Origin of the sequence: Bradyrhizobium sp. 141 (genome assembly GCF_023074055.1) — a bacterium.
In the GTDB taxonomy this organism is placed as follows: domain Bacteria; phylum Pseudomonadota; class Alphaproteobacteria; order Rhizobiales; family Xanthobacteraceae; genus Bradyrhizobium.
Genome location: NZ_JADPKR010000108.1, coordinates 170191 through 194212, shown reverse-complemented (window position 1 = coordinate 194212; position 24022 = coordinate 170191). Strand labels below are relative to the sequence as shown.

Sequence of the window (24022 nt, the reverse complement as noted above, 5' to 3'; positions counted from 1 at the left end):
AGATACGAATCACGCCTTGCCTCGCCCACCCCGCGAATATCAGTCGCATGCGACAATCAGGCGACATGGCGCCGCAGGGGCTTTCCGCGAGAACCTTACAGAGGTCGTCATGCCCGGGCTTGTCCCGGGCATCCACGTTCTTCGTGCTGCGTGGCAAGGCGTGGATGGCCGGGACGAGCCCGGCCATGACGATGTGGAGACTATTGTGCCTCAAAGTGCGGCCGCGCTCCCGCCGACGGCCCGCCTCAGTAGAACTTGTGGAAATGATGGATCGGGCCATGGCCGCGACCGACGCTGAAGCGGTCGGCAGCGCCAATCGCGGCGGTGATCCAGGCCTTGGCGTTGCGCACGGCGCTTTCGAGATCCGCGCCTTTAGCCAGCCCCGCCGCAACTGCCGAAGACAGCGAGCAGCCGGTGCCATGGGTGTTGCGGGTCGCAACGCGGGGCGCGGCGAGCGCGATCGTGTTGTCGGCATCGATGAGATAGTCGGTGCTCTCCGCGCCCTCGCCGTGCCCGCCCTTGATCAGGACCGCACGGCAGCCGAGCGCCAGCAGGCGCCGCCCCTGCTTTTCGATCTCAGCCCCGCTTGCCGCGATCGGCCCGTCGAGCAAAGCCGCGGCTTCCGGCAGATTAGGCGTGATCACGGACGCCAGCGGCATCAGCCTGGTGCGCAGAGCGTCGACGGCTTCGGACGCCAGCAGGCGGTCACCCGATGTCGCCACCATCACGGGATCGATCACCACGTGTCCCGGTTTCCAGCGCGAAAGCGCCGCCGCGATCGCATCGATGCTGGCGACCTGGGCCACCATGCCGATCTTCACGGCACCGACCTCGAGATCGGCGAACACCGCATCGATCTGCGCGGTGACGAAGTCGGCAGGCACGGCGTGAATGCCGGTGACGCCGCGCGTGTTCTGGGCCGTCAGTGCCGTGATGGCGGAAGCGCCATAGACGCCGAGCGCGGCAAAAGTCTTCAGGTCGGCCTGGATGCCAGCGCCGCCACTCGAATCGGAACCGGCGATGGTGAGTGCGACCGGGGTCGTCATCGCCGGACACATTTGCTGGATACCGAGACCGCCATGGCCTGTCCTAGCGCGACCGCGGAACACCGGCAAGCGCGCCGGACCGCGGCGGACCGTGATTCGCGATACCGTGGCGTGCACGCCGAATCAGGCGGATATTGCGGGCTTCGCCCCGCAATGGTGCGGGCTTGAAAATGCAACCGCGCCGGGCCCTTGGTATAGTCGCGAACTGCTTCGCCGATGTGTGAGACGTCAGGTGGTGGAACCATTCACCGATGCTGCGGGCCGCCCCGGCCCGCAAGCCGCCTGGAACGGAATCTTGGGGTGGAACGATGTGGGCCTTTTTTGAACGTCTCCTCGACTCGTCCATGCTGTCGCCGCACGGCATCTGCCTGTTGTGGGAGCCCGAGCTGATCTGGCTCCATGTCGTTGCCGACGCCTGCATTGCCGCCGCTTATTTCTCGATCCCGTTTGCCCTCGCGATTCTGGTTACCAAGCGGCGCGACCTCAAATTCGGCTGGGTCTACTGGGCATTCGCGATCTTCATCATGGCGTGCGGCCTGACCCATGTGCTTTCGATCTACACGCTCTGGGTTCCGATCTATGGCATCGAGGGCATCGTCAAGGCGGCGACCGCGGTGGCATCCGTGGTCACGGCGGGCGCGCTCTGGCCGCTGCTGCCGAAGATCCTGACGATCCCCTCGCCGTTCGAACTGCGGCAGGTCCAGGCCGCGCTCGAGGAGGAGGAAATCAAGACCCGGGACGCCACGCTGCTGCTCCAGCAGGTCAGGGACGCGCAACGCGCGATGCGCGAGAGCGTGGCGCGTCTCACCGCAATCGTCGAGACCGCGGTCGACGGCGTCATCCTGTTGGATGCGCAGGACCGCATTTTGCTGTTCAATCCGGCCTGCGAGCGCATGTTCGGCTACTCCGCCGACGAGGTGATGAGCCGGAACATCGGGATGCTGATGCCCGAGGCGGGCGCTGCGCCCGACAGCCACGCGAGCCATTTCGCGACCGCAGGCGAGGCCGTTGGCCTGCGCAAGGACGGATCGACCTTTCCGATGGACGTGTCGGTCGGCCAAGCGCGGCAGGATGGCGAATTGATCTTCGTCGGCATCGTCCACGACCTGACCGCGCGCAAGCTGACTGAGCAGCAGCTTCAGCAGGCGCAGAAGATGGAGACGGTCGGTCAGCTCTCCGGAGGCATCGCGCACGACTTCAACAATCTGTTGACCGTCATCGTCGGCAACGCCGAGCATCTGAGCGAGCAGCTCAAGGCTCGGCCCGATCTGCGGCGCTTTGCCGACGACATCTGCCAGTCGGGCGAACGGGGCGCAGAGCTGACGCAGCGGCTGCTCGCATTCAGCCGCCGCCAGTTGCTGCAGCCCCAGATGATCGATTGCCGCGGCCTGCTCGATTCCATGTTCAAGCTGCTCAAGCGCACCTTGCGTGAAGACATCGAGATCAGGACGAGCACCGGGCCAGGTACGATCGTGGCGTTTGCCGATCGCGCCCAGCTCGAATCCGCCGTGCTCAATCTCGCGCTCAACGCGCAGGACGCCATGCCTGCAGGAGGACATTTGACGCTGAGCACGGAGCTGACCGCGATCGACGAGGACTATTGCGCCCTTCACCCCGAAGTTGCGGCCGGCGCTTACGCGTTGATCTCGATCACCGACGACGGCGAAGGCATGACACCTGACGTCATCGCACGCGCCTTCGAGCCGTTCTTCACCACCAAGGAAGTCGGCAAGGGCTCGGGCCTCGGCCTCAGCATGGTCTATGGCTTTGCGAAGCAATCAGGCGGCCATGTCTCGATCTACAGCGAGACAGGCCTTGGGACGACGGTCCGAATCTATCTGCCGCGCGCGGACACCGGACAATCGCAGGCCGACCTGTCCGATGGCGAGGACGCGGCGCCGCGAGGATACGAGACGATCCTGATCGCGGAGGACGATCCGTTCGTCCGCTCCTCCGTCATTCGCAGGGTGGAAGCGCTCGGATATCGCGTCGTTGCCGCGGTCAACGGCAAGGAGGCCTTGCAGCAGCTGCGCACCGACCCCGGCATCGACATGCTGTTCACCGATATCGTGATGCCGGGCGGCATCAACGGCTGGGAGCTCTCCGATCAGGCGCGGCGGATTCGTCCCGGTCTGCCGGTCCTGTTCACCTCGGGCTACGCATTGGAGACCCTGGTCGAGCAAGGCCGCGCGCCTGCACAGGCGATCGTGCTGACCAAGCCCTATCGCAAGGTCGAGCTCGCCCAGCGGCTCAGAGACGCATTCGCCGCGGCGGTCGTGACGTCCTGAATGCCCGACCGCCATCTGGTGGCCGGCAAGTCCGCTTGCTAAACCGTGCCGGTTTTGGCCTATTAGCCGCCAGATACGCTTTCGGAGTGCCCGCGATGGTTCCTTTTTTCGTCCAGATCAAATGCAAGCTCGGCCAGTCCTATACGGTCGCCAATGCGCTTGCCGAAGCCGAGATCGCTTCCGAGATCTACTCCACGGCCGGCCAATACGACCTCCTTGTGAAGTTCTACGTCGACAAGGACACCGACATCGGCCATTTCGTCAACGAGAAGGTGCAGGTGCTGCCGGGCATCCAGGACACCCTCACCATCATCACCTTCAAGGCGTTCGGCGCCAGCTGAGCTAACCAGCTTCCTTGCCGGCTTCCTTGCGCTTGGGCCGCGGCGGACCGTCCACCGGCGGCAGCGATTTGAGATAGTCCGCCATCGCCGCAAGGTCCTCGTCGGACAATTGCGAGGTGTTCTTGATCACACGCCTCATCGCGCCGCCGACGCTGTCGCCGTCGGGCAATTCGCCGTTTTTGAGGAAATAGGCAATATCCTTCGCGCTCCACTCGCCGAGGCGCTTCTGTGTGATGTTGGGTACCCAGCCCTCGCCTTCCGGATTGGGCCCGCCGGCAAAGCGCTGGCCTTCGATGATGCCGCCGAGCGCGTTGCGCGGGCTGTGGCATTCGGCGCAATGGCCGAAACTGTTGACGAGATAGGCGCCGCGATTCCATTGCGGCGACTTCGTGCCGTCGGCAATGAGCGGCTTGTCGTCCAGAAACAGGAATTTCCAGATGCCGACGTTGCGCCGGATATCGAAGGGAAAACGCATGTCATGGTCGCGCACCCTGCCGATCACAGGCGGAAGCGTCTTCAGATAGGCGAAGAGATCGAGCACGTCCTCGCGCCTTGCGTGACGATAGGACGTATAGGGAAAGGCAGGAAAATAATGCTGCCCGCCCGGCGAAACGCCGTGCATCACCGCGTTGACGAAGTCGGCCTCCGTCCATTTGCCGATGCCATCATTCGGGTCGGGGGAGATGTTCGGCGCGTAGAACGTTCCGAACGGCGACTTGATCGCGACGCCGCCACCGAGCCTGACACGATCGGGCTGGTCGGGAGTGGCGTGACAGGACGCGCAGCCCCCGGCGTTGAACATCGCCTCGCCGTTGGCAAGGTTTGCCACATGGGCCGGCGCATGGCCCGCGGCTGCCACGACCGGCGCGCTGAGCCACCAATAGACGCCGGCGGCAGCGACCGCAGCGAGCAGCCCCACGAGAATTGTTCGTTGCAACATGCGGATCCATTCACTCGTCGCGGCGAACCTAAGACCAATGTCGTCGCGGCTCCAGCCACGAAGAATTTAGCCCGCCCTGGCCGGAAACGGGAATAAACTGAAATGCCGGCTGTTGGAAGTTTGGCAGCCCGAACGGGTTCAGCAGGGAGAATGTCATGAACAAGACCGTCATTGCCGTGTTAGCGCTCGGTGCCGTCGCTTTTGCGGGCCCGGCCAGCGCCGAAAAGCTGAAAGCAACGCTCGACGGCAAGTCCGAAGTGCCGGCAACGACCACCAGCGGCACCGGAACCGCCGATCTGGACTATGATGCCGCCAGCAAGAAGCTGTCCTGGACCGTCACCTATTCCGGGCTCTCCGGCCCCGCCACTGCGGCGCATTTCCATGGGCCTGCCGAGGCCGGCAAGAACGCCGGCGTCGCGGTTGCGATCCCGAATGCGACCTCGAGCCCGGTCAAGGGCGAAGCGACGCTCACCGACGCGCAGGCCGCCGATCTGCTCGGCGGCAAGCTCTACGTCAACATCCACACCGCGGCCAATCCGGGCGGCGAGATTCGCGGTCAGGTCACGAAGTAAGCCGCAACGCTGCTTCGTCGCGCGAAGGCCGGGCGCAGGAGGGCGCGTCCGGCCTTTTCGATTCCAAAGCGACTAACTTCGTAGCCCGGATGAAGCCAACGGGTCGGCGCGAAGCGCCGCCCGACGACAGGCTCCGCGCAATCCGGGACGGCCTCCGAGGGATGAAGACCCCGGATTACGCTTGCGCTCCATCCGGGCTACGGACTTTTCGATCGCGCTCAAGCCGCATTCAGCGCCTGCGTGAGGTCGGCGATCAGGTCCGACGGATTCTCGATGCCGATCGACAGCCGGATCGTGGAATCGAGCACGCCGATCTTCTGGCGGATGTCGGCGGGAACGCCGGAATGAGTCATGGTTGCAGGCAGGCTCGCGAGCGACTCGGTGCCGCCGAGACTCACCGCCAGCTTGAGGATTTGCAGCGCGTTGAGGAATTTCACGGCTGCCTCCTTGCCGCCGACGATGTCGAACGAGAAGGTGGATCCCGCCCCCAGACACTGCCGCGCGAACGCACGCCCGGCTGGCGAAGACTCCTCGTGATGACCGAGGTAGTGGACCTTGGCGACCTTGGCGTGATCGCGCAAGAAGTCTGCAACGAGGCGCGCATTGCTGTTGGCCTTCTCCATGCGCAAGCTCAGCGTTTCGAGCGAGCGGTTGATCATCCAGCAGGAATGCGGATCGAGCTGGGTGCCGATGGCGCCGCGCAGCGCCTTGATGCCCTTCATGATCGCCTTCGAGCCGAGCGCTGCACCCGCGATCAGATCGGAATGGCCGCCGACATATTTCGTCAGCGAGTACAGCGACAGGTCCGCGCCGTGCTCGATCGGCCGCTGAAACACCGGCCCGAGCAGCGTATTGTCGCAGGCGATGATCGGTGTGTCGCCTTGCGCCTTTCCGATGGAATCGGCGACACGGCGGATCATGGCGATGTCGACCAGGCCGTTGGTCGGATTGGCCGGAGTTTCGATCAGGATCATCGACACGCGGCCTTTGGCGATGGCTTCTTCCGCGGCCTGCTTGACGGCCGCCTCGTCGATCCCGTCCGCGAAGCCGACGGCGCCGATCGACAGACGCGCCAGCGTGTTCGTCAGCAAGGTTTCCGTCCCGCCATAGAGCGGCTGGGAATGCAGGATGACGTCGCCGGGGCGGACGAAGGCGAGGATCGTGGTCGCGATGGCCGCCATGCCGGATGAGAACAGCGCGCAGCTCTCGGTGCGCTCGTAGATCGAAAGCCTGTCCTCGACGATCTCGCTGTTGGGATGATTGAAGCGCGAATAGACCAGGCCCGCGCCCATCCCTTCCGGCGGCTCGCGCCGGCCGGCAACGAAATCGAAGAAGTCCTGCCCGTCATCGGCCGTCTTGAACACGAACGTTGAGGTCAGGAACACCGGCGGCTTGATGGCGCCTTCCGACAGCTGCGGATCATAGCCATAGGTCAGCATCAGCGTCTCGGGATGCAGCATGTGATTGCCGATGTGCGTCTTGGACGGAAACGGTTTGGCCATGGCCTGTCTCGCTCTTGATTGAGATCCTCGCCGCGCGCTGGAACTCCTGATGACACGACGCAGTCAAGAAGAGATGCGCCGACTCGCATCAACGCCGCGGCCGTTGAGGCGAAGATAACTGCTCCGGCAGCGATCCGTCAGACCTTCGGACAGAAAAAAGGGGCGGCTGCTTTCGCAACCGTCCCTTCGATTCCAGTAGCCCGGATGAGCGAAGCGACATCCGGGACAGACTATCTGCTCGGCCGAAGTCCCCGGATATCGCTTCGCTCATCCGGGCTACGCGCTAAGAGCCTCCGCCTCAGCCGTTCTTGACGCGGAACGTCTCGTGGCAGCCGCCGCATTCCTTGCCGACCGCCGGGAAGTTCGCCTTGAGCGAGTCCATATCCTTGATCTTGCCCTTGGCTTCGCTGACGACCTTGGCGAAGCTTGCGATCCTGGCGTCGAAGCCGGCCTTGTCCTCCCAGACCTTCGGCGAGGGCGAGTAATCACCGTCGAGCTTCACACCCTTGGCGCTGGCCGGAAACAGGTTCGGCAGCTTCTTGGCGGTATCTTCGAACTGCGCCAGCGCGCTGTCCACGGTGGCCTGGTCGTAGGGCTTCTCGCCCTTGACGATCGCCGACATCGCACCGGCGTTCTTGCCGTTGCCCTTCATGAGGGTCTGGACTTCCTTGACGGAGTTCTGATCCGCCCAGACGGCGCCTATCCCGAGCAGCAGCGCGCCCCCAACAACCAACACTCGCTTCATTCGCAAAATCCCTTTCGCTGAGACAGGATCGTGCTGACCCCACATTGGGCCAACCCCGATCGGCAGGTTTCATTCCATCCAGAGCGCGACGATAAATCGTCGCACTCTGGATCATTTGGCTGAGCCCGCAAAACGCGTTCCGCGTTTGCCTGGACTTACAGGCTGTGACGGCGGTGGTGCTCGTTGATGGCGATCCACACCCGCTCGGGCGTTGCCGGCATGTCGATGTGGTCGATCTTGTATTCGCGCCAGAGGCCGTCGACGATGGCGTTGACGACCGCCGGACAGGAGCCGATCGCGCCGGCCTCGCCCGCCCCCTTCACGCCCATCGGATTGGTCTTGCAGGGAACGTTGGCGGTCTCGAACACGAAGGCCGGCCCATCCGCCGCGCGTGGCAGCGCGTAGTCCATGAAGGTCGCGGTGATAAGCTGGCCATCGCCCGCACCATAGACCACCTGCTCCATCAGCGCCTGGCCGATGCCCTGCATGGCGCCGCCATGCACCTGGCCGGCCAACAGCAGCGGATTGAGCGTCTTGCCGAAATCATCGACGATCACGTAGTTGACGATCTTGATGATGCCGGTGGCCGGATCGATCTCGACCTCCGCGACATGCGTGCCGTTGGGATAAGTGCCGTCGGCGCTGGCGAAGGTCGCGCTGGCATTCAGCTTCGACGGATCGGCGCCCGGCCGCTTGGCGAGATCGGCGAACGAGATCGAACGGTCGGTGCCCGCGATGCGCACCACGCCTTCCGAGATCTCGAGGTCGCCGGCGCTGGCCTCCAGCGCCTGTGCCGCGATCTCCTTCAGCTTTTGCCCGAGCTCGCGCGTGGCGCGCTCGACACTGACGCCGCCCGACGGGATCGAGGCCGAGCCGCCGGTGCCGAGGCCAGTGGCGATCATATCGGTGTCGCCCTGGTGGATGTGCACGCGCTCGGGCGCAACGCCGAACTGCTCGGCGACGATCTGCGCATAGGCGGTCTGGTGGCCCTGCCCGCTCGATTGCGTGCCGATCAGGACGGTGATGTCACCGTTGGGATCCATCCGCACATTGGCAGTCTCCTCGCCCATGGTGCCGCACACCTCGACATAGCTGGCAAGACCAATCCCGCGGATCAGGCCGTTCTTCTTGGCCGCCTTGGCGCGCTTTGGAAACTCCTTCCATTCGGCGATCTCCGTTGCGCGCTTCAGATGCGCGGCAAAGTCGCCGGAATCGTAGACCTTGCCGGTCGCGGTCTTGTAGGGCAGCGCCTTCGGCTGAATGAAGTTCTTGCGGCGGACGGCATCCGGCGTCATGTCGAGTTTTCGCGCGCAGGCGTCGACGAGGCGCTCGATGACATAGGCGGCTTCAGGCCGGCCCGCGCCGCGATAGGCGTCGACCGGCACGCTGTTGGTGAAGACGGTGCGCACCCGGCAGTGGAAGGCCTGGATGTCATAGAGGCCCGGCAGCATGCCGGCGCCGCCATGGGGAATGTAGGGGCCGAAGGTCGACAGATACGCGCCCATGTCGCCCATCAGGTCGCAATCCATCGCGAGGAATTTGCCGTCTTCAGTCAGCGCCATCTTCGCGGTGGTGACGTTGTCGCGGCCCTGCGCATCGCCCAGGAAATGCTCGGAACGGTCGGCCGCCCATTTCACCGCTTTCTTCAGCTTGCGCGCTGCGACCGCCAACAGGGCGTATTCCCGATACGGAAACAGCTTCGTGCCGAACCCGCCGCCGACGTCGGGGCAAATGACCCGCATCTTGTCCGTGGGGATGTTGAGCACGTTCTGGCACAGGATGTCGCGCAGGCGGTGGCTGCCCTGGCTGCCGACCGTCAGCGTCAGATGGTCCCGCTTGGCGTCGTATTCGCAAACGGCCGCGCGCGTCTCCATGAAGCTTGCGACCACGCGCGGATTGACGATGGAGATTTCGGCCACCGCATGGGCCTTGGCGAAGGCGGCTTCCGTCGCCGCCTTGTCGCCGATCGACACGTCGAAAAGCACGTTGCCGGCCTTGTCGGGCCACACCTGCGGTGCGCCCTTCTTCACGGCATTGACGACGCCGGTCACTGACGGCAGCGGGCTCCATTTGACCTCGATCGCCTCGATCGCGTCACGGGCATGGTCGATGGTCTCGGCGACGACGAAGGCGATGGAATCGCCGACATGACGCACCTCGTCCTTGGCCAGGATCGGGTAAGGCGGGCCGGTGAACGGATCGGTCTCGAGATTGAACAGGCAGGGCAGATTGCCGAGATCCTTCACGTCATCGGCGGTCAGGATCAGCGCGACGCCGGGAAGCCCGCGGGCACGACTCACATCGATGGTGTATTTGGCATGCGCGTGCGGCGAGCGCAGCATCAGGCAGCGCAGCGCAGCCTGCGGCGCGTAATCGTCGGTATAGCGGCCCTTGCCGCGGATGAGCGCGTCATCCTCCTTGCGCAGCACGCTTTGGCCAACGCCGAACTTGATGGGAGCCGCCATTTTATCTTCCCGTTCTCATGGTTGTTTTGCCGGCATATTGCCGTGGAAAAACTGGCAAGGCAAACGGGTTTAGGCGGGCCGTTCCCATAGAGTCCGACGATTCGAAGCCACCTCGGCGGTTCTGGCGCAACATGCCGGAGCCTGCCAGACCGGTTTACTGGCTGAATTTCCTGACCATAAGGTATTTGTCATAAGTGGCTTCACCTATGCGGACGGCACCGGGATCCGTGCCGTAGACCTCGAACCCGTTGCGCTCATAGGTCCTGATCGCAGCGGTTGCTTCCAGCAGGACGGCAAGATGCACCTGTTCGACGCGAGCCTCGGCATGGGCAAGAAGCTCTTTGATGAGCCGATCTCCGATTCCCTGACGTCGGCCGTCTTCCCTGACGTAGACCGTGAAGATGTGGCCCCTATGCTGCGATCGCCTATCTGGCGAAACATAGAAGCCGGCGACTCCGATCAGATGCCCGCGCCCAAAGGCGCCAAGGATCGCTCCACTCAGCCAATGGCGATAGGCCGCCAGCATCGCCTCCCCGCCCTCGTCCTCCTCACGAGAACCAAACGTTTGAGGGTGCGCCCGAAGCGCCTCCGCGCGAATGTCGCGAAAGAGATCGAGATCATCGACAATCAATCGGCGGATTTCCACGTCCGCCTGGGCACGTGCAGCATGCGATATCATGATCGCCTCCTCTCCTTGTCGCAACGAGTCAGCTGGGATTGTGGTCGTCACATCCCACCGCGGCCCCACAAAGTCCTCGTGTTGTCTCTCAACCTGTCGATGGCGCGTTCCGGCGCGAGGCTGTCGATCTCGCCGCGCGTCAAGCCGATATCCAACAACTCCCTGTCGCTGAGGTCCTGCAAGGTGACCCGTGCGCGCGGCCGCCACTCCTGAAACGCGAGCAAGTATCGCCTGAGCAGGCTCAGAACGATGGAGAGGTCGAGGCGAAGTCTCGCGGCATCGCGCTCCGTCGCGGCTGTGATGTTCGTCTGTTGTGGTGGCATCGGATGCTCCTGCTGTTGTGCCGGCAGGGAGCGTGGCCATGAAAAAGGCCCCGTCCGATGCCGGCGGGGCCTGGTGGAAGAGATGTCGTCGTCGAATTTCTAGCGCACGACTCCTCCCACGGCCCAGCCGAAGCGGGTCATGTGGTTGCGGTTGACGATGCGCGAGCATTTGATCATGCAGCGCTGATACCACGGCAATCGCACGAAATCAAGGGATGCACGGATGCCGCTTGCAGCCTGGAGGCGAGCGCGCTGCTCGCCTAGCCTCGCACCAGCGAAATCAGCCACTTGCGGCCGAACAAGACGAGGATCGCGAGCGCATAGACGATCGTGCCGCCGGCGGCGAGCAGCACCAGCGTCAACTCATCGTGGAAGCGCATCGCGCCCAGCGCGGGACCGCTGAAGCGCGCGATCAGCCAGAACGCTGCGGCGAGGAGCAGTCCTGTCAGCAGGAATTTGCCGAGCGACATCAGCCAGGCGCGATCGAGCACGAGAAAGCCCCGCCGCACGGCGAAGAAGAGCACCAGCAGGAGATTGGTCCAGACGCCGACCGCGGTTGCCAGCGCAAGGCCGATCTGGGCGAGCGATCCCATCAGGGCGACCTTCAGCGCGACGTTGACCGCGATGCCGGTCAGCGACGCCCGAACCGGGGTCGCGGTATCCTTGCGCGCATAAAAAGTCGCGACCGCGCTGCGGATCAGCACGAAAGGAATCAGACCGATCGCATAGGCCGCGAGCGTGGCGCCGGCGGCAGCGGCATCGGCCTTCGAGAACGCGCCGCGGGCGAACAGCGCGCGCATGATCGCGTCGGGCACGGTCAGGAACGCCGCGACGAACGGGATCGAGAACAGCAGCGTGAAGTCGAACGCGCGGCGCTGCGCCTTCATCGCGCCGTCGTGGTCGTTGGCGGTGATGCGCCGCGACATCTCCGGCAGCAGCACGGTGCCGATGGCGATGCCGATCACGCCGATCGGGAGCTGGTTGAGCCGGTCGGCGTAATAAAGCGCCGACAGCGCGCCGGCCGGCAGGAAGGTCGCGATGATGGTGTCGGCGAACAGCGCAACCTGCGTGCCCATCGAGCCCAGCGTCGCAGGTCCCAGCGCCCTAAAGAAGCCGCGGACGTCTTCGTCGAGCTTCAAGGGCGCAAAGCGCGGAAGGCCGCCATGCCGGGCAAGATCGCCAGCGAGGAGGAAATATTGCAGGAAACCGGAGATCAGGACGCCCCAGGCCGCGGCGTGGCCCGCGGTCGGAAACCAGACGGCAACCGCCAGCGTCATCATCATCGCGACGTTGAGGAAGATTGAGGCTGCCGCGGCGCTGGCAAAGCGCTGCATCACGTTGAGCATGCCGCCATAGAGCGTCACCAGCGTGATCAGCAGCAGATAGGGAAAGGTGATCCGGGTCAGCTCGATCGCAAGCTTGCGCTGCTCGGCGTCCTCACCGAAGCCCGGTGCCAAAATGCTCATGGCTTGCGGCATGAACAGCCAGGCGACGATCAGCAACACAACTTGCGAGGCCAGCAGCAGCGTGAAGATGCGGTCGGCGAACAGTTTTGCTGCGCCCGCCCCCTTCTCGCCATGCACATGGGCATAGGCCGGCACCCAGGCGGCGTTGAAGGCGCCCTCAGCGAAGATCGCGCGGAAATGATTGGGCAACCGCAGCGCCACGAAAAAGGCGTCGGCCACGGGGCCTGCGCCGAGGATCGCCGCGAGCATGATGTCGCGGGCAAATCCCGTCAGCCGCGAGAGCAGCGTGTAACCACCAACCGTGAAGATGCGTCCGAGCATGCGTCTGTTTTAGAGACTTATCAGCCTAAGGATAAGGCTTTGAAGTTTGACGTGATTAAAAAAGACGGCCGCTCGGCTTGCGATGCGCGTTGCTGTGCCCTCTCCCCTTGTGGGAGAGGGCAGCGCCGAGGGTAGACGCAAGCTCAATCGGGTGAGGGGTCTCTCTCAGCACTTACCGCACGGAGAGAGACCCCTCACCCGACTTCGCTTCGCGAAGCCACCCTCTCCCACAAGGGGAGAGGGGAAGAAATCAGCCCGCCAGCGCGCCGCGCACGGCGGCGATCACGCGCTCCTGATCGGCTTCGGTCAGGTAGGCGTGCATCGGCAGGCTGATGACGTCCTGCGACAGGCTCTCGCAGCCAGGCAGGCCGCCGTCGGCAACCGGATATTGCTTGTAGGCGGTCTGCTGATGCATCGACTTGCCGTAATAGATAGCGGTCGGCACGCCCTGGGCTTTCAGCGCGGCGGCGAAACCGTCGCGATCGGTCCCCTTCGGCAGGCGGATCGTGTACTGCGCCCAGACCGAGGTGTTGCCGGGCGCCAGACGCGGCACGGTGACGACGTTGCTCAGCCCGCGCGCGTAGCGTTCCGCAACCCTGTTGCGAGCGGCGATCTCGTCGTCGAAAATCTTCAGCTTCTCGATCAGGACCGCGGCCTGCATGGTGTCGAGCCGGCCGGTCAGGCCGAGCCGGACGTTGTCGTATTTGTCGACGCCCTGCCCGTGCACCCGGATGCTGCGCAGTGTCGCCGCCAGCTCGTCGTCATCGGTGAAGATGGCGCCGCCGTCGCCGAAGCAGCCGAGCGGCTTTGCCGGGAAAAAGCTGGTCGCCGTGGCGAGCCCGAAGGTGCCGAGCTTGCGGCCCTTGTAGCTCGCGCCGAACCCTTGCGCGGCGTCGTCGAGCACGAACAGGCCCTCGGCCTTGGCGATCTCCGCGATGGCGTCGTGATCGGCGGGCTGGCCGAACAGATCGACCGGAATGACCGCGACGGGCTTGAGGCCGGCCTTCCGCGCAGCCGCGATGCCGCGCTTCAGCGACTCCGGGCTCATGTTGAAGGTCGTCTCATCGACGTCGACATAAACCGGCGTCGCGCCGGTCCGCGCCACGGGCGAGGCGGTGGCGATGAAGGTAAAGGACGGACACAGCACGGCATCGCCGGGCCCGACATTCTTCGCCATCATCACCATCAGGATGGCGTCGGTGCCGCTGGCGCAGCCGATCACATGCTTGGCGCCGCTGTAGGCCGCGAGCTGCTTCTCGAACTCGGCGACTTCAGGACCGTTGACGAACTGGCAATGGTCCATCACGCGCTTGACGGCGGCATCCAGCGAAGCGCCGAGCCGGCGGCGCTGCGAGGCGACGTCAATGAAGGGAATGGGTTCGGAACGCAGATGCTGGTTCATGGTCTGGTTCTTGGCGCCTTCTTGACTGGTCGACATGGAGGGAGTTCAGCCGGCAACGCGGCGCGGACCCTTGCGGGCGGACGCCGTCGCTGCGGGCTGCGACGGCGTTTCGAGGCACTGCGTCGCGATCTCGAGGCTGGCGACGCCTTCGTCGCCGGTGACCGCCGGCGTTTCGCCGTGACGCACGGCCTTGAGGAACGCGATCAGCTCGGCGCGGAGCGGCTCGTCATGGCCGACCGGCAGATGCCGCATCGAATAGCTGCCATCGGGCTTGAAGCCGAAGCACTCGGTGACCTGGCGCGTGAGCAGATCGCCCATCACGTATTTGCCGCGGGTCGCGACCGTGACGCTGCGCGCCTTGAACGGCGTCAGCCAATTGGTGTTGATGTGCGCGAGCACGCCGCTCTCGGTACGGAACTGCAGGAGCGCGATGTCCTCGCGCTCGGCGACCGCGCTCGACAGCTGCGGCTGCACCTCGACGATGTCGGATTCGGTGAACCAGCGGATCAAATCGATGTCGTGCACGGCGAGGTCGATGACGACGCCGACATTGGACATGCGCGGCGGGAACGGGCCGACGCGCGTGATCGCGATGGAGAGAATATCCTCGCCCGCGATTGCCTGCTTGACGGCGGCGACCGCCGGATTGAAGCGCTCGACGTGGCCGACCATCAGCGTGACGCCCGCCTTTTGCGCGGCGGCAACGATCTCGCGGCCCTCTTCGACGGTGGACGCGATCGGCTTCTCGACCAGGACATGAATGTTCTTGGCGATGCAGGCGAGCGCGACCTCGTGATGCAGATGGGTCGGAGCTGCGATGGTGACCGCATCGACGCCTTCGGCGAAGAGCTGGTCGAGCGTCTCGAAGCCTTGGCAGCTCGCAAGCTCGGTGGTGCGCGTCCGGTGCGCCGGCGAGGGATCGACAATGCCGACCAGGCTGACGCCGGGAAGACCCGCAAGCACGCGCGCATGGTTGCTGCCCATCACGCCGGCGCCAATGACGCCGACGCGCAAGCCGGCCTTTGCCGGTGCTGACCCTTTGGAACTCATCTGAGCAAACCCCGATTCAACGCAAATCCCCGGCGCGCTTCTAGCACGGACGCCACATTTGTGGCGAATGCCGCCCTGGCGGCCCGGACACGATTTGATTCAAAAAGTTACACGTTCCCCGGGCCTTAAGCCGAAAGATACCGCCTCTTTGGCCCGGGTCGCGTGATTCGGAGTTTGCTGGTTACGACCTTTGATAGTCGTCTTCAATCCGGATGATGTCGTCTTCCCCGAGATAGCTTCCGGTCTGGACCTCAATCAGTTCCAGCATGATTTTACCGGGGTTCTCCATGCGGTGGACGGCGCCCATCGGAATGTAGATCGACTCGTTCTCGTGCACGGTCTTCACGGTCTCGTTGACGGTGACACGGGCTGCGCCGCGGACCACGATCCAGTGCTCGGCCCGATGATGGTGCTTCTGCAGCGACAGCCTTCCGCCCGGCTTCACCACGATGCGCTTGACCTGGTGGCGCTCGCCATTGTCGACGGACTGATAGCTGCCCCAAGGCCGGTGCATCTTGAGATGCTCCTCGGTGACCTTGGGCGCGACCGCCTTCAGCTTCGCGACGAGACGCTTCAGGCCGTTGGCGTCCTTCTGGCGCGAGACCAGAACCGCATCCGCGGTTGCGACGACGACGAGATCGTCGACGCCTTCGAGCGCGACCAGCGCCTGGTCGGTGGTGACGTTGCAGTTGCGCGAGTCCTCGAACACCGCGGCGCCGTGCGCCGCATTGCCTTGCGCGTCCTTGTCAGAGAGCTCCCACACCGCGTGCCAGGAGCCGACGTCGGACCAGCCGCACGACACCGGCACCACGGCCGCGCGCGAGGTCTTCTCCATCACGGCATAATCGATCGAGATCGCCTTCGCCGAACCGAACGCCTCGGGCTCCAGCGTGACGAAGCCGAGATCGCGGCCGGCATTGTTGACCGCATTGGTGACGGCCTCGACGCTTCCCGCGTCGACCTTGCGATATTCGTCGAGCAGGACGCTGGCCGGGAACATGAAGTTGCCGCTGTTCCAGAGATAGCCCGAATTGACGTAGTCGGATGCCTTCACCGCGTCCGGCTTCTCGACGAAGCGCGCGACCGCATGCACCTCGCCGGAGATCACCTCGCCCGGGTTGATGTAGCCGTATTCGGTCGCCGGCCGCTCCGGCTTGACGCCGAAGGTGACGATGCGCCCGGTGCTCGCGGCCGCAAGGCCCTCGCGGCAGGCGGCGACGAAAGCGGCAGTGTCCTGCACGACGTGATCGGCGGCGAGCGCGAGCACGATCGCTTCACTGGCGCGGTTCTGCGCGAACACCGCGCCCGCGGCGATCGCCGGTCCTGAATCACGCCGCATCGGCTCGAGGATCACGTCGGCCTCGATGCCGATCTCGGCGAGCTGCTCCAGCACCATGAAGCGATAGGAGGCATTGGTGATGACGATCGGCCGCTCGAACAGCTGGGGATCGGAGACGCGCAGCAGCGTGTCCTGGAAGGTCGAGCGCGTGCCGAACAGCGGCAGGAACTGCTTGGGCCGCACCTCGCGCGAAGCCGGCCACAGCCGCGTGCCGGCACCGCCGCACATGATCAGGGGGATTATGCGTTTGTCCATCGTCATCTCAAACCTTGAAGTAGTCCCGATACCAGGTGACAAAATTATGGACCCCATGCTCGATCGGCGTTGACGGTGCAAAGCCGGTGTCGCGCATCAAATCCTCGACATCCGCGAACGTTTCCAGCACATCTCCCGGCTGCATCGGCAGCAATTCTTTGATCGCCGTCCGGCCCAGCTCCCGCTCCAGAAGACCGACGACGTGCATCAGTTCCTCCGGATGGTGATTGCCGACATTGTAGACCTTAAACGGCGCATTTGCGGCAGCCGGATCGTCCGCGGGCACAAGATCGATCAGTCTGGATACTACACGCGTCACATCGTCAATATAGGTGAAGTCGCGACGCATCTTGCCATGGTTAAAGAGCCGGATCGGCTTGCCCGCCATGATGGCGTTCACGAACAGAAACATGGCCATGTCGGGCCGACCCCACGGGCCGTAAATGGTAAAGAAGCGCAGCCCCGTGACCGGCAGGCGATAGAGATGGCTGTAGGACTGCGCCATCACCTCGTTCGCCTTCTTGGTCGCGGCGTAGAAGCTCACGGGATGATCGGTGCGGTCCGCAACCGCAAATGGCAGTTTTGTGTTGGCGCCATAAACGGAGGATGACGAGGCGTAGACGAGATGACGACAGCCGTTGTTGCGGCAGCCTTCGAGCACGTTGAGAAAGCCCACGAGATTGGAATCGGCGTAAGCATGCGGTTGCTCGATCGAGTAGCGCACGCCAGCCTGCGCCGCGAGATGCACAACCTCTGTAAAGCGATGCTGCGCAAACAGCGCCGCCATCGCCTCGCGGTCGGCAAGATCGGCCTCGACGAAGGAAAAGCGGGAGTCGCTCTGCAACAGCGCCAGACGCGCCCGCTTCAATGCCGGATCGTAATAGGCGTTGAGATTGTCGAGCCCGACGACGGACCGGCCTTCGCCCAGGAGCTGCCGGGCGACGTGAAAGCCGATGAAGCCGGCGGCCCCCGTGACCAAAATCGCCTGATCCGTCATCCTGTTCCCTGGGGATCCCTCGCCCGATCCTGTTTAGCCGCCACCTCGAGGCGGTCGCAATAGCCTCGCCCGCCTCATGCACTCCATAACGCCCTCCACGAGGGCTATTGCAAGGAGGGCTATTGCAAGATCGGCGCCAAAACCATACCAAAGCGGCCGAATTCGGCGCTCGCGTCGGGTTGCCTCAAATCTTCGCAAACCCTGTTCATGCGGACGAGATGCGCCGAATCCTGCTGTCGACGGCCAAAATCCTGATTTCCGCGGCGCTGCTCTATCTGGCGCTGCGCAAGGTCGATCTATCCGAACTGTTTTCGCGCTTCACCTTGACCAGCCTGTTCTGGATCGGCGTGGCGATTGCGATCACGTTCCTGCAGATCTTCGTCGGCGTGCTGCGCTGGCGCGAGATCAGCGCCGTCTGCGGCGCGCCGCTCGAGCTCGGCCGCGCCATGCGCTACAACGTGATCGGCTCTTTTTTCAACCAGACTCTGCCGTCGGCGATCGGCGGCGATGCGGTCCGGCTGTGGCTCGTCGCGCGCGCCGGGGCCGGCTGGCGTGCGGCGACCTACTCCATCTTCGTCGACCGCGCCATCGGCTTGATCGCGCTCGCGATCGTGATCGTCGCGAGCCTGCCCTGGAGCTACACCCTGATCACCGATCCGCACGGACGCTCGGCGCTGCTGCTCGTCGATCTCCTGGCGCTCGCCGGCGGCCTCGGCTTCCTGATCTTCGGCGCGCTGAAATGGCGCTGGCTGAAGACCTGGTGGGCCACGCACCACCTTCACGCCTGTGCGGTGATCGCCAACCGCGTGATCTTCAGCCGCAGCCGCGGGCCGATCATCGCAATCCTGTCGGTGCTCGTTCACGTGCTCGCCGTCGTCATCGCCTGGTGCGTCGTGCAGTCGATCGCGGCCCCGGTCCGCTTCAGCGACGTCTTTCTGCTGGTGCCGCCGGTGATGCTGATCACGATGATGCCGATCTCGATCGCCGGCTGGGGCGTGCGTGAAGCCACGATGGGCCTGGCGTTCGGTTTCGCCGGCCTTGCCGCCAACGAGGGCGTCAACATCTCGCTGCTGTTCGGCGCCGTGTCCTTCATCGTCGGCGCGTTCGGGGGCCTCGTCTGGATCCTCAGCGCGGAGAAGGCCGCGCAAGGCTCGGCTCCGATCGGAGTACCGGAGTGACGACCTTCGTCTCGGGTCCGGACCCTGCGGCCGGACTGGTGCTGCTCGCGCTTGCGCCTGCCGGGCTCGCCGCACTGATCTCCGCCGGCATCACCTGGTGCAGCATGCCGCTGCTGCAGCGCTATGCGTTGGCGCGTCCGAACGCACGCTCATCTCACAAGCTTCCAACACCGCAAGGTGCGGGCATCGCGGTCGTCGCCGCCACCCTGCTTGTAGCCTGGATTTACGCTTGGCTTCCCCTGCCCCTGATCGGCTCCGCCGTGCTGATCGCTCTGGTCGGCCTAGTCGACGACATCAGGCCGCTGCCGGTCGTGCTCCGGCTCCTGTTGCAGGCGGGAGCTGTGGCTGGCGTCGTGTTCACGACACCGGAGGCGCTGCGGATCGTTCCTGCCCTGCCGCTTGCCGTTGAACGCATCCTCCTTCTCGTCGGCGGCGTCTGGTTCGTGAACCTCGTCAATTTCATGGACGGGCTCGATCTCATGACCGTGGCGGAGGTGGTGCCTGTCACGGCCGCGCTCGCATTGCTCGGCTGGTATGGCGACCTCTCTCCGTCCGCAGCGTGGCTCGCAATGGCCCTGTGCGGCGCCATGCTTGGCTTTGCGCCGTTCAACAAGCCGGTGGCGAAGGTGTTCTTGGGCGATGTCGGCAGCCTGCCGATCGGCCTGTTGCTCGGCTGGTGCCTGCTGGAGCTTGCCTGGCAGGGGCAACCCGCTGCGGCGCTGCTGTTGCCGGCCTATTACCTTGCGGATTCCACCATCACGCTGTTTCGGCGCATCGCGCGCCGCGAACAATTCTGGTCGGCGCACCGCACGCATTTCTATCAGCGCGCCACCGACAACGGCTTCACCGTCAAGCGGGTGACCGGCGAGGTGTTCGCGCTCAATCTCGTGCTGGCGCTGCTTGCCATCGTCGCCATTCGTGCCGGCTCGCTGACGATCACGATCGTGTCCTTGTTCGCAGGCGCGGTCGCGGTCGCTTTCGTGCTGCAGCGCTTCTCGCGCACTCAGACGTCCTGAGCCGACAGCGCCAGCCGCAACCCTTCGTCGAGGGAGACCTCCGGCTGCCAGCCGGTCGCGATCGCCTTGGAGATGTTGAGCTCAAGCGAGCCGATCAGACTGTCATGCGTATCCTGCCGGCCCATGACGCTGAGCAGCGTGCTGAGCAGGCCCGGCGGCATGCCGAACAGCCGCAGGCTCTTGCCGGACGCATCGGCCAGACGCGTGATGAATTCGGGTGTCGAGACCTGCTCCCTGTCGGCCACGAGGAAGATCTCGAAATTGCTGGCGGGATCGGGATGACCGAGCCGGCGCAGGATGAACGACGACAGGTTCTGCACGGCAAGGAAGGCGCGCTGGTTGCGGATCGCGGCAAAGGGCAGCGGCAGCCCGAGATCGACCGCGCGCGTCAGCAGCGCGAAATTGCCCTTGGCGCCTGCGCCATAGACCAGCGGCGGCCGGATCACCGAGATCTTCATGTCGTTGTCGCGCGCCAGCGTTCTCAAGCCCGCCTCGGCCGCGGCCTTGGACATGCCGTAGAGGCCGCGCGGCGTCAGGACGTCGTTCTCGCTGAACGGGGGGCGGCCCTCATTGCTGCGGCCGTGCACGAGCACGGTGCTGACGAAGACGAACTGGCGCACGCCGGCCGTCGCCGCGCAGCGCGCCAAATGCAGCGTGCCGGCGATGTTGACGTTGCGGTAGAGCTGGACCGCGTGCTCCTCGTGCTTGTGGTGCACGCGCGCGGCGAGATGGACGACGGCGTCGACGCCTTCCAGCGCGGCCTGCCAATCGGTCTCGGGACCGATCGTTTCGATCACGACCTCGCCCTCGACGCCTTCCGGACTGCGAACCGCGCGGCGGACCGACCATCCCTCGCGAGCGAGCGCCGGCACGATATGACGGCCGACGAAGCCGCTCGCTCCCGTCACCAATACGACCGGCTTCTTCTCGTTCATCGTTGATCCGACAGGTCCGGGTTGCGCAACAATTCGTCGATCAGCGCCGCATAGGCATTCATCGCGGTCGTCCTGTCGAACCGCGATGCCGCCTTCACCGCGCGCGCTGCGATGGTGCCGTCGTCGGACCGGGACGCCGCGCGGATCGCGCCTGCGAGCTGATCGGCGCGGCCTGGCGTCACGACCCAGCCGAGCCCGTTCTCCACCACCGTCAAGGCGGCCTCGGCCTCCGGCTCGGACACCAGCACCACGGGACGGCCGACCGCCAGCAGATTGTAGAACCGGCTCGGCACCGACACCCCCGCAACGTCCTTCCGGTACGGAATGATCCAGAGATCGGCGGACGCCAGCAACGCCTCGAGCTCGGAATCCTCAACGCGCCCGACAAAGGAGACATTGGGCAGGCTCGCCGCCGCCTGCAACTGCTTCAGCCGTTCGAAGCCGATGCCCCAGCCGGACAGCAGGAAGTGAACGTCCGCCTCGTCCTTGAGAAGCCGCGCCGCCTCGAACACGATCTCCGGATCATGGGTGAAGCCCAGATTGCCCGACAGGCCGACGATGAAGCGCGCGGCAATCGCCTTGCGGAACGGATTGTCCGACGTGACCGGCCGCGGCGCGGGCACAAGCGTCGCCCAGTTCGGGATGAAGCGGATCTTGTTCCGCCTCATTCCGGAATAGCTCAGCAGCGGACGCTCCGCGTCGCGGCCGATGGTGATGACGGCATTGAGCGCGCGGAACATCAGGCTGTTGGCGGCCCGCATCGTCCGCGTCACCAGCGAGCCGGGCTTCAAGAGGCCCGCCATCACCAGCACGTCGGGAAAGAGGTCGTGCAGGATCAGCGCCGAACGCGCCCCCTTGAACCTGGCTGCCGCCGCCACCGCGTAAGGCAGCATGAACGGCGCGGTGACCGTGAGTACGACGTCCCCTCGCTTCAGCTGCCGCGTCAATGCGAAGAACGTGCGCGCCGCGAACAGGAGCTCGGACACTCCGCGCCGCACCAGCGCCGCCTTGCCTGCCAATCGGTTCTTGATTGCGACGACGCGCGGCTTGCCGGGGCCGGTCTGCGAGGCCGGCAATGCGCCCGGCCAGCCCGAGAGCACGACGACCTCGTGCCCGGCGGCGAGACGGCAGGCGATCTCGGCCATGATCGCCGCCGTCGTGCTGGTATCCGGCGGATAATGCTGGCTCGCGACGACGATCTTGCCGGAGGGCTGCATGGTCAGGCCGCGGTCGACCCGAATTCGGGCACCGCATCCTTGAGGATAGTCCTGATGGTGGCGCGATCGTCGCGCGCGATCGCCTGCTCGAGCGCCGCGGTCCATTTGCGCAGCGTCTGCATCGGCGGCTCGTTCGGCTGCGCGGCCATGATGCCGGCAACGCCGATCTCGCGGGTCGGCTCCTCGGAAGCGAACAGGATCTCGTGGAGACGTTCGCCCGGCCGCATGCCCGTGAACACGATCTCGATGTCGTAGCCGGGTTGCAATCCGGAGAGGCGGATCATGCGCTCGGCGAGATCGACGATCTTCACCGGCTGGCCCATGTTGAGCACGTAGACCGAGACGTCGGGACGCTGCGTTCCGAGCGCATGCGTGGCCGCGGTGATGACGAGATCGCAGGCCTCGCGGATGGTCATGAAATAGCGGACCATGTCGGGATGCGTCACCGTCACCGGGCCACCGGCCTCGATCTGCGCCTTGAATTTCGGCACCACCGAGCCGTTCGAAGCCAGCACGTTGCCGAACCGGACCGAGATCAGCCGCATCGGCGGCTTGGCGCCGTGCGCCGCGGCTGCGAGATCGTGATCCAGCGCCTGGCAGTACATCTCGGCAAAACGCTTGGTCAGGCCGAGCATCGACACCGGCTCGATCGCCTTGTCGGTCGAAATCATCACCATGGCTTCGGCGCCGGCGGCAACGGCGGCATCCGCAACGTTCATGGAGCCGAAGATGTTGGTCTTGACGCCCTCGCTCCAGTCGCGTTCGAGGATCGGCACGTGCTTGAGCGCGGCGGCGTGGAACACGATGTCCGGCTTGAACCCGGCCATCAGGCGCATGATGCGCTCGCGGTCGCGAATGTCGGCGATCCGCCCTTCGATCTCGGCGACCGCGCCTCGCGCGGCGAGCGCTTCCGTGATGGCGTAGAGCGCCGGCTCCGAGTTTTCCACGATCAGGAGCCGCGCCGCGCCGAAGGCAACGACGCGCTCGCAGATCTCGGAACCGATCGAGCCGCCGCCGCCGGTGACGATCACCGCCTTGCCGTTGATCAGGGCCTCCAGGCGGGCATAGTCGATCGTCTCGCTCGGCCGCAGCAGGAGGTCCTCGACCGCAACGGCGGTGAGCCGCGGCGTATCGCCGCTCTCGAGCGAGGGCATCCGGTTGACGATCACCCCTAACTTGCGCGCGCGCATCAGGATCGATTCCGGATGGGCCTCCGGCTCGAATGCCGACGGCGTCATGATGAGGCGCGCGATCGGTTTGTTGCGCTTGGCGAAGTCGGCGATGATGTCCTCGACGTCGTCGATGCCGCCCAGCACCGGCACGTTGCGGATGAACTGGCCGCGGTCGGAGCTCGACGGCGACAGCACGCCGACCGGCCAGATGCGCTTGATCGCTCCGCTCTCGATGCCGCGCAGCAGCACCTCGGCATCCGCGGCGCGGCCGATCAACAGCGTCGGCGCGGCCTCCTGGCCTCTGGCGTGACGCCGCACCCGCGTATAGCGGAAGTAACGATAGGCCATGCGCAGCGCGCTGAGGAAGGAAATCTCGAGGAACCAGTAGAGGACGATCGTCACCTTGCCGAGGAAGAAGGCGCCGCGGACGTTGGGGGCGACGAAGATGTAGTCGAGCACGAGCAGGGCGACCGTCAGCACGGTCGCGACGCGGATGATGTTCAGCGCGTCAGGCAGCGAGATGAAGCGCCATTTCGTCGTGGTCAGGTTGAAGATGAAGAACACGACCACGCTGAAGGCGAGGAAGTAGGGCAGGATCTGGAACAGCAGCGGCAAGCGGTCGAAGAAGCCGTCACCACCCTCGAATCGCAGATAGAAGGCGGCAAAAAGCGCAGCCGCGGTCGCCAGCAGGTCGTGGAGCGCGATCAGGAAATTGCGCAAGGTGAGATGCGAAAGACGCGTCATCCGCCGACCGATGAAAACCCAGTTAGATG

20 protein-coding genes are annotated in these 24022 nt (G+C 64.9%); 5 read left to right on the top strand and 15 right to left on the bottom strand.

The window, feature by feature from the left end; all coding sequences use genetic code 11:
• Positions 1 to 245: 245 nt before the first annotated feature.
• Complete coding sequence (gene thiD, locus IVA81_RS34570; protein ID WP_247326597.1) at positions 246 to 1046, bottom strand: bifunctional hydroxymethylpyrimidine kinase/phosphomethylpyrimidine kinase; 801 nt, start codon at positions 1044 to 1046, stop codon at positions 246 to 248.
• A 344-nt stretch (positions 1047 to 1390) separates the two neighbouring features.
• Between thiD and IVA81_RS34565 the strand changes: the two genes are divergently transcribed.
• Both IVA81_RS34565 and IVA81_RS34560 read left to right on the top strand, forming a co-directional pair.
• On the top strand, positions 1391 to 3334 hold the full coding sequence (locus IVA81_RS34565; protein WP_247326595.1) for a PAS domain-containing sensor histidine kinase: 1944 nt from the start codon (positions 1391 to 1393) through the stop codon (positions 3332 to 3334).
• Between the two features lie 95 nt (positions 3335 to 3429).
• Positions 3430 to 3675 (top strand): Lrp/AsnC family transcriptional regulator, encoded by a 246-nt coding sequence (locus IVA81_RS34560; RefSeq protein WP_018317369.1) that lies wholly within the window; start codon positions 3430 to 3432, stop codon positions 3673 to 3675.
• A gap of 1 nt (position 3676) precedes the next feature.
• Here IVA81_RS34560 and IVA81_RS34555 read toward each other — a convergent pair whose 3' ends face one another.
• Positions 3677 to 4615 carry a cytochrome c gene (locus tag IVA81_RS34555; protein ID WP_247326593.1) on the bottom strand — a complete coding sequence of 313 codons (939 nt, stop codon included), beginning with the start codon at positions 4613 to 4615 and terminating at the stop codon, positions 3677 to 3679.
• A gap of 155 nt (positions 4616 to 4770) precedes the next feature.
• Here IVA81_RS34555 and IVA81_RS34550 point away from each other — a divergent pair, with 155 nt between their 5' ends.
• Positions 4771 to 5187, top strand: coding sequence for a CHRD domain-containing protein (locus tag IVA81_RS34550; protein ID WP_247326591.1), 417 nt, complete (start codon positions 4771 to 4773; stop codon positions 5185 to 5187).
• Positions 5188 to 5405: 218 nt separating this feature from the next.
• On the opposite strand, the gene IVA81_RS34545 is transcribed toward IVA81_RS34550, so the two are convergent.
• From IVA81_RS34545 to IVA81_RS34500, 10 genes are all read right to left on the bottom strand, one after another.
• Positions 5406 to 6689: a cystathionine gamma-synthase family protein gene (locus IVA81_RS34545; protein WP_247326589.1), complete on the bottom strand. Its 1284-nt coding sequence runs from the start codon at positions 6687 to 6689 to the stop codon at positions 5406 to 5408.
• A 298-nt stretch (positions 6690 to 6987) separates the two neighbouring features.
• Positions 6988 to 7434, bottom strand: a complete 447-nt coding sequence (locus IVA81_RS34540; protein ID WP_247326588.1) for a cytochrome c — start codon at positions 7432 to 7434, stop codon at positions 6988 to 6990.
• 155 nt (positions 7435 to 7589) lie between these two features.
• Positions 7590 to 9899: a xanthine dehydrogenase family protein molybdopterin-binding subunit gene (locus IVA81_RS34535; RefSeq protein WP_247326587.1), complete on the bottom strand. Its 2310-nt coding sequence runs from the start codon at positions 9897 to 9899 to the stop codon at positions 7590 to 7592.
• Positions 9900 to 10053: 154 nt separating this feature from the next.
• Positions 10054 to 10578: a GNAT family N-acetyltransferase gene (locus IVA81_RS34530; RefSeq protein WP_247326586.1), complete on the bottom strand. Its 525-nt coding sequence runs from the start codon at positions 10576 to 10578 to the stop codon at positions 10054 to 10056.
• Positions 10579 to 10625: 47 nt separating this feature from the next.
• Positions 10626 to 10901, bottom strand: coding sequence for a DUF1127 domain-containing protein (locus IVA81_RS34525; RefSeq protein ID WP_247326585.1), 276 nt, complete (start codon positions 10899 to 10901; stop codon positions 10626 to 10628).
• A 260-nt stretch (positions 10902 to 11161) separates the two neighbouring features.
• On the bottom strand, positions 11162 to 12688 hold the full coding sequence (gene murJ / locus IVA81_RS34520) for a murein biosynthesis integral membrane protein MurJ (protein WP_247326583.1): 1527 nt from the start codon (positions 12686 to 12688) through the stop codon (positions 11162 to 11164).
• 250 nt (positions 12689 to 12938) lie between these two features.
• Positions 12939 to 14126, bottom strand: a complete 1188-nt coding sequence (locus IVA81_RS34515; RefSeq protein ID WP_276578197.1) for a DegT/DnrJ/EryC1/StrS family aminotransferase — start codon at positions 14124 to 14126, stop codon at positions 12939 to 12941.
• A 9-nt stretch (positions 14127 to 14135) separates the two neighbouring features.
• Positions 14136 to 15140 (bottom strand): Gfo/Idh/MocA family oxidoreductase, encoded by a 1005-nt coding sequence (locus tag IVA81_RS34510; RefSeq protein WP_247326581.1) that lies wholly within the window; start codon positions 15138 to 15140, stop codon positions 14136 to 14138.
• A 181-nt stretch (positions 15141 to 15321) separates the two neighbouring features.
• A complete protein-coding gene (locus IVA81_RS34505) occupies positions 15322 to 16734 on the bottom strand; it encodes a mannose-1-phosphate guanylyltransferase/mannose-6-phosphate isomerase (RefSeq protein WP_247326579.1) in 1413 nt (470 codons plus the stop codon).
• Between the two features lie 7 nt (positions 16735 to 16741).
• Positions 16742 to 17731 carry an NAD-dependent epimerase gene (locus IVA81_RS34500; protein WP_247326577.1) on the bottom strand — a complete coding sequence of 330 codons (990 nt, stop codon included), beginning with the start codon at positions 17729 to 17731 and terminating at the stop codon, positions 16742 to 16744.
• A gap of 218 nt (positions 17732 to 17949) precedes the next feature.
• Here IVA81_RS34500 and IVA81_RS34495 point away from each other — a divergent pair, with 218 nt between their 5' ends.
• Both IVA81_RS34495 and IVA81_RS34490 read left to right on the top strand, forming a co-directional pair.
• On the top strand, positions 17950 to 18909 hold the full coding sequence (locus IVA81_RS34495) for a lysylphosphatidylglycerol synthase transmembrane domain-containing protein (protein WP_247326574.1): 960 nt from the start codon (positions 17950 to 17952) through the stop codon (positions 18907 to 18909).
• A gap of 35 nt (positions 18910 to 18944) precedes the next feature.
• Complete coding sequence (locus IVA81_RS34490) at positions 18945 to 19925, top strand: glycosyltransferase family 4 protein (protein ID WP_247327111.1); 981 nt, start codon at positions 18945 to 18947, stop codon at positions 19923 to 19925.
• On the opposite strand, the gene IVA81_RS34485 is transcribed toward IVA81_RS34490, so the two are convergent.
• Genes IVA81_RS34485 through IVA81_RS34475 form a run of 3 tightly spaced genes read right to left on the bottom strand, consistent with a single transcriptional unit; the run spans position 19913 to position 23993 of the window.
• Positions 19913 to 20860 (bottom strand): NAD-dependent epimerase/dehydratase family protein, encoded by a 948-nt coding sequence (locus tag IVA81_RS34485; protein ID WP_247326571.1) that lies wholly within the window; start codon positions 20858 to 20860, stop codon positions 19913 to 19915. The genes IVA81_RS34490 and IVA81_RS34485 overlap by 13 nt on opposite strands.
• Complete coding sequence (locus IVA81_RS34480) at positions 20857 to 22077, bottom strand: glycosyltransferase family 4 protein (protein WP_247326568.1); 1221 nt, start codon at positions 22075 to 22077, stop codon at positions 20857 to 20859. Before IVA81_RS34480 ends, IVA81_RS34485 begins: the two co-directional genes overlap by 4 nt.
• Positions 22078 to 22079: 2 nt before the next feature.
• Positions 22080 to 23993 (bottom strand): SDR family NAD(P)-dependent oxidoreductase, encoded by a 1914-nt coding sequence (locus IVA81_RS34475; protein WP_247326564.1) that lies wholly within the window; start codon positions 23991 to 23993, stop codon positions 22080 to 22082.
• Positions 23994 to 24022: the final 29 nt, after the last annotated feature.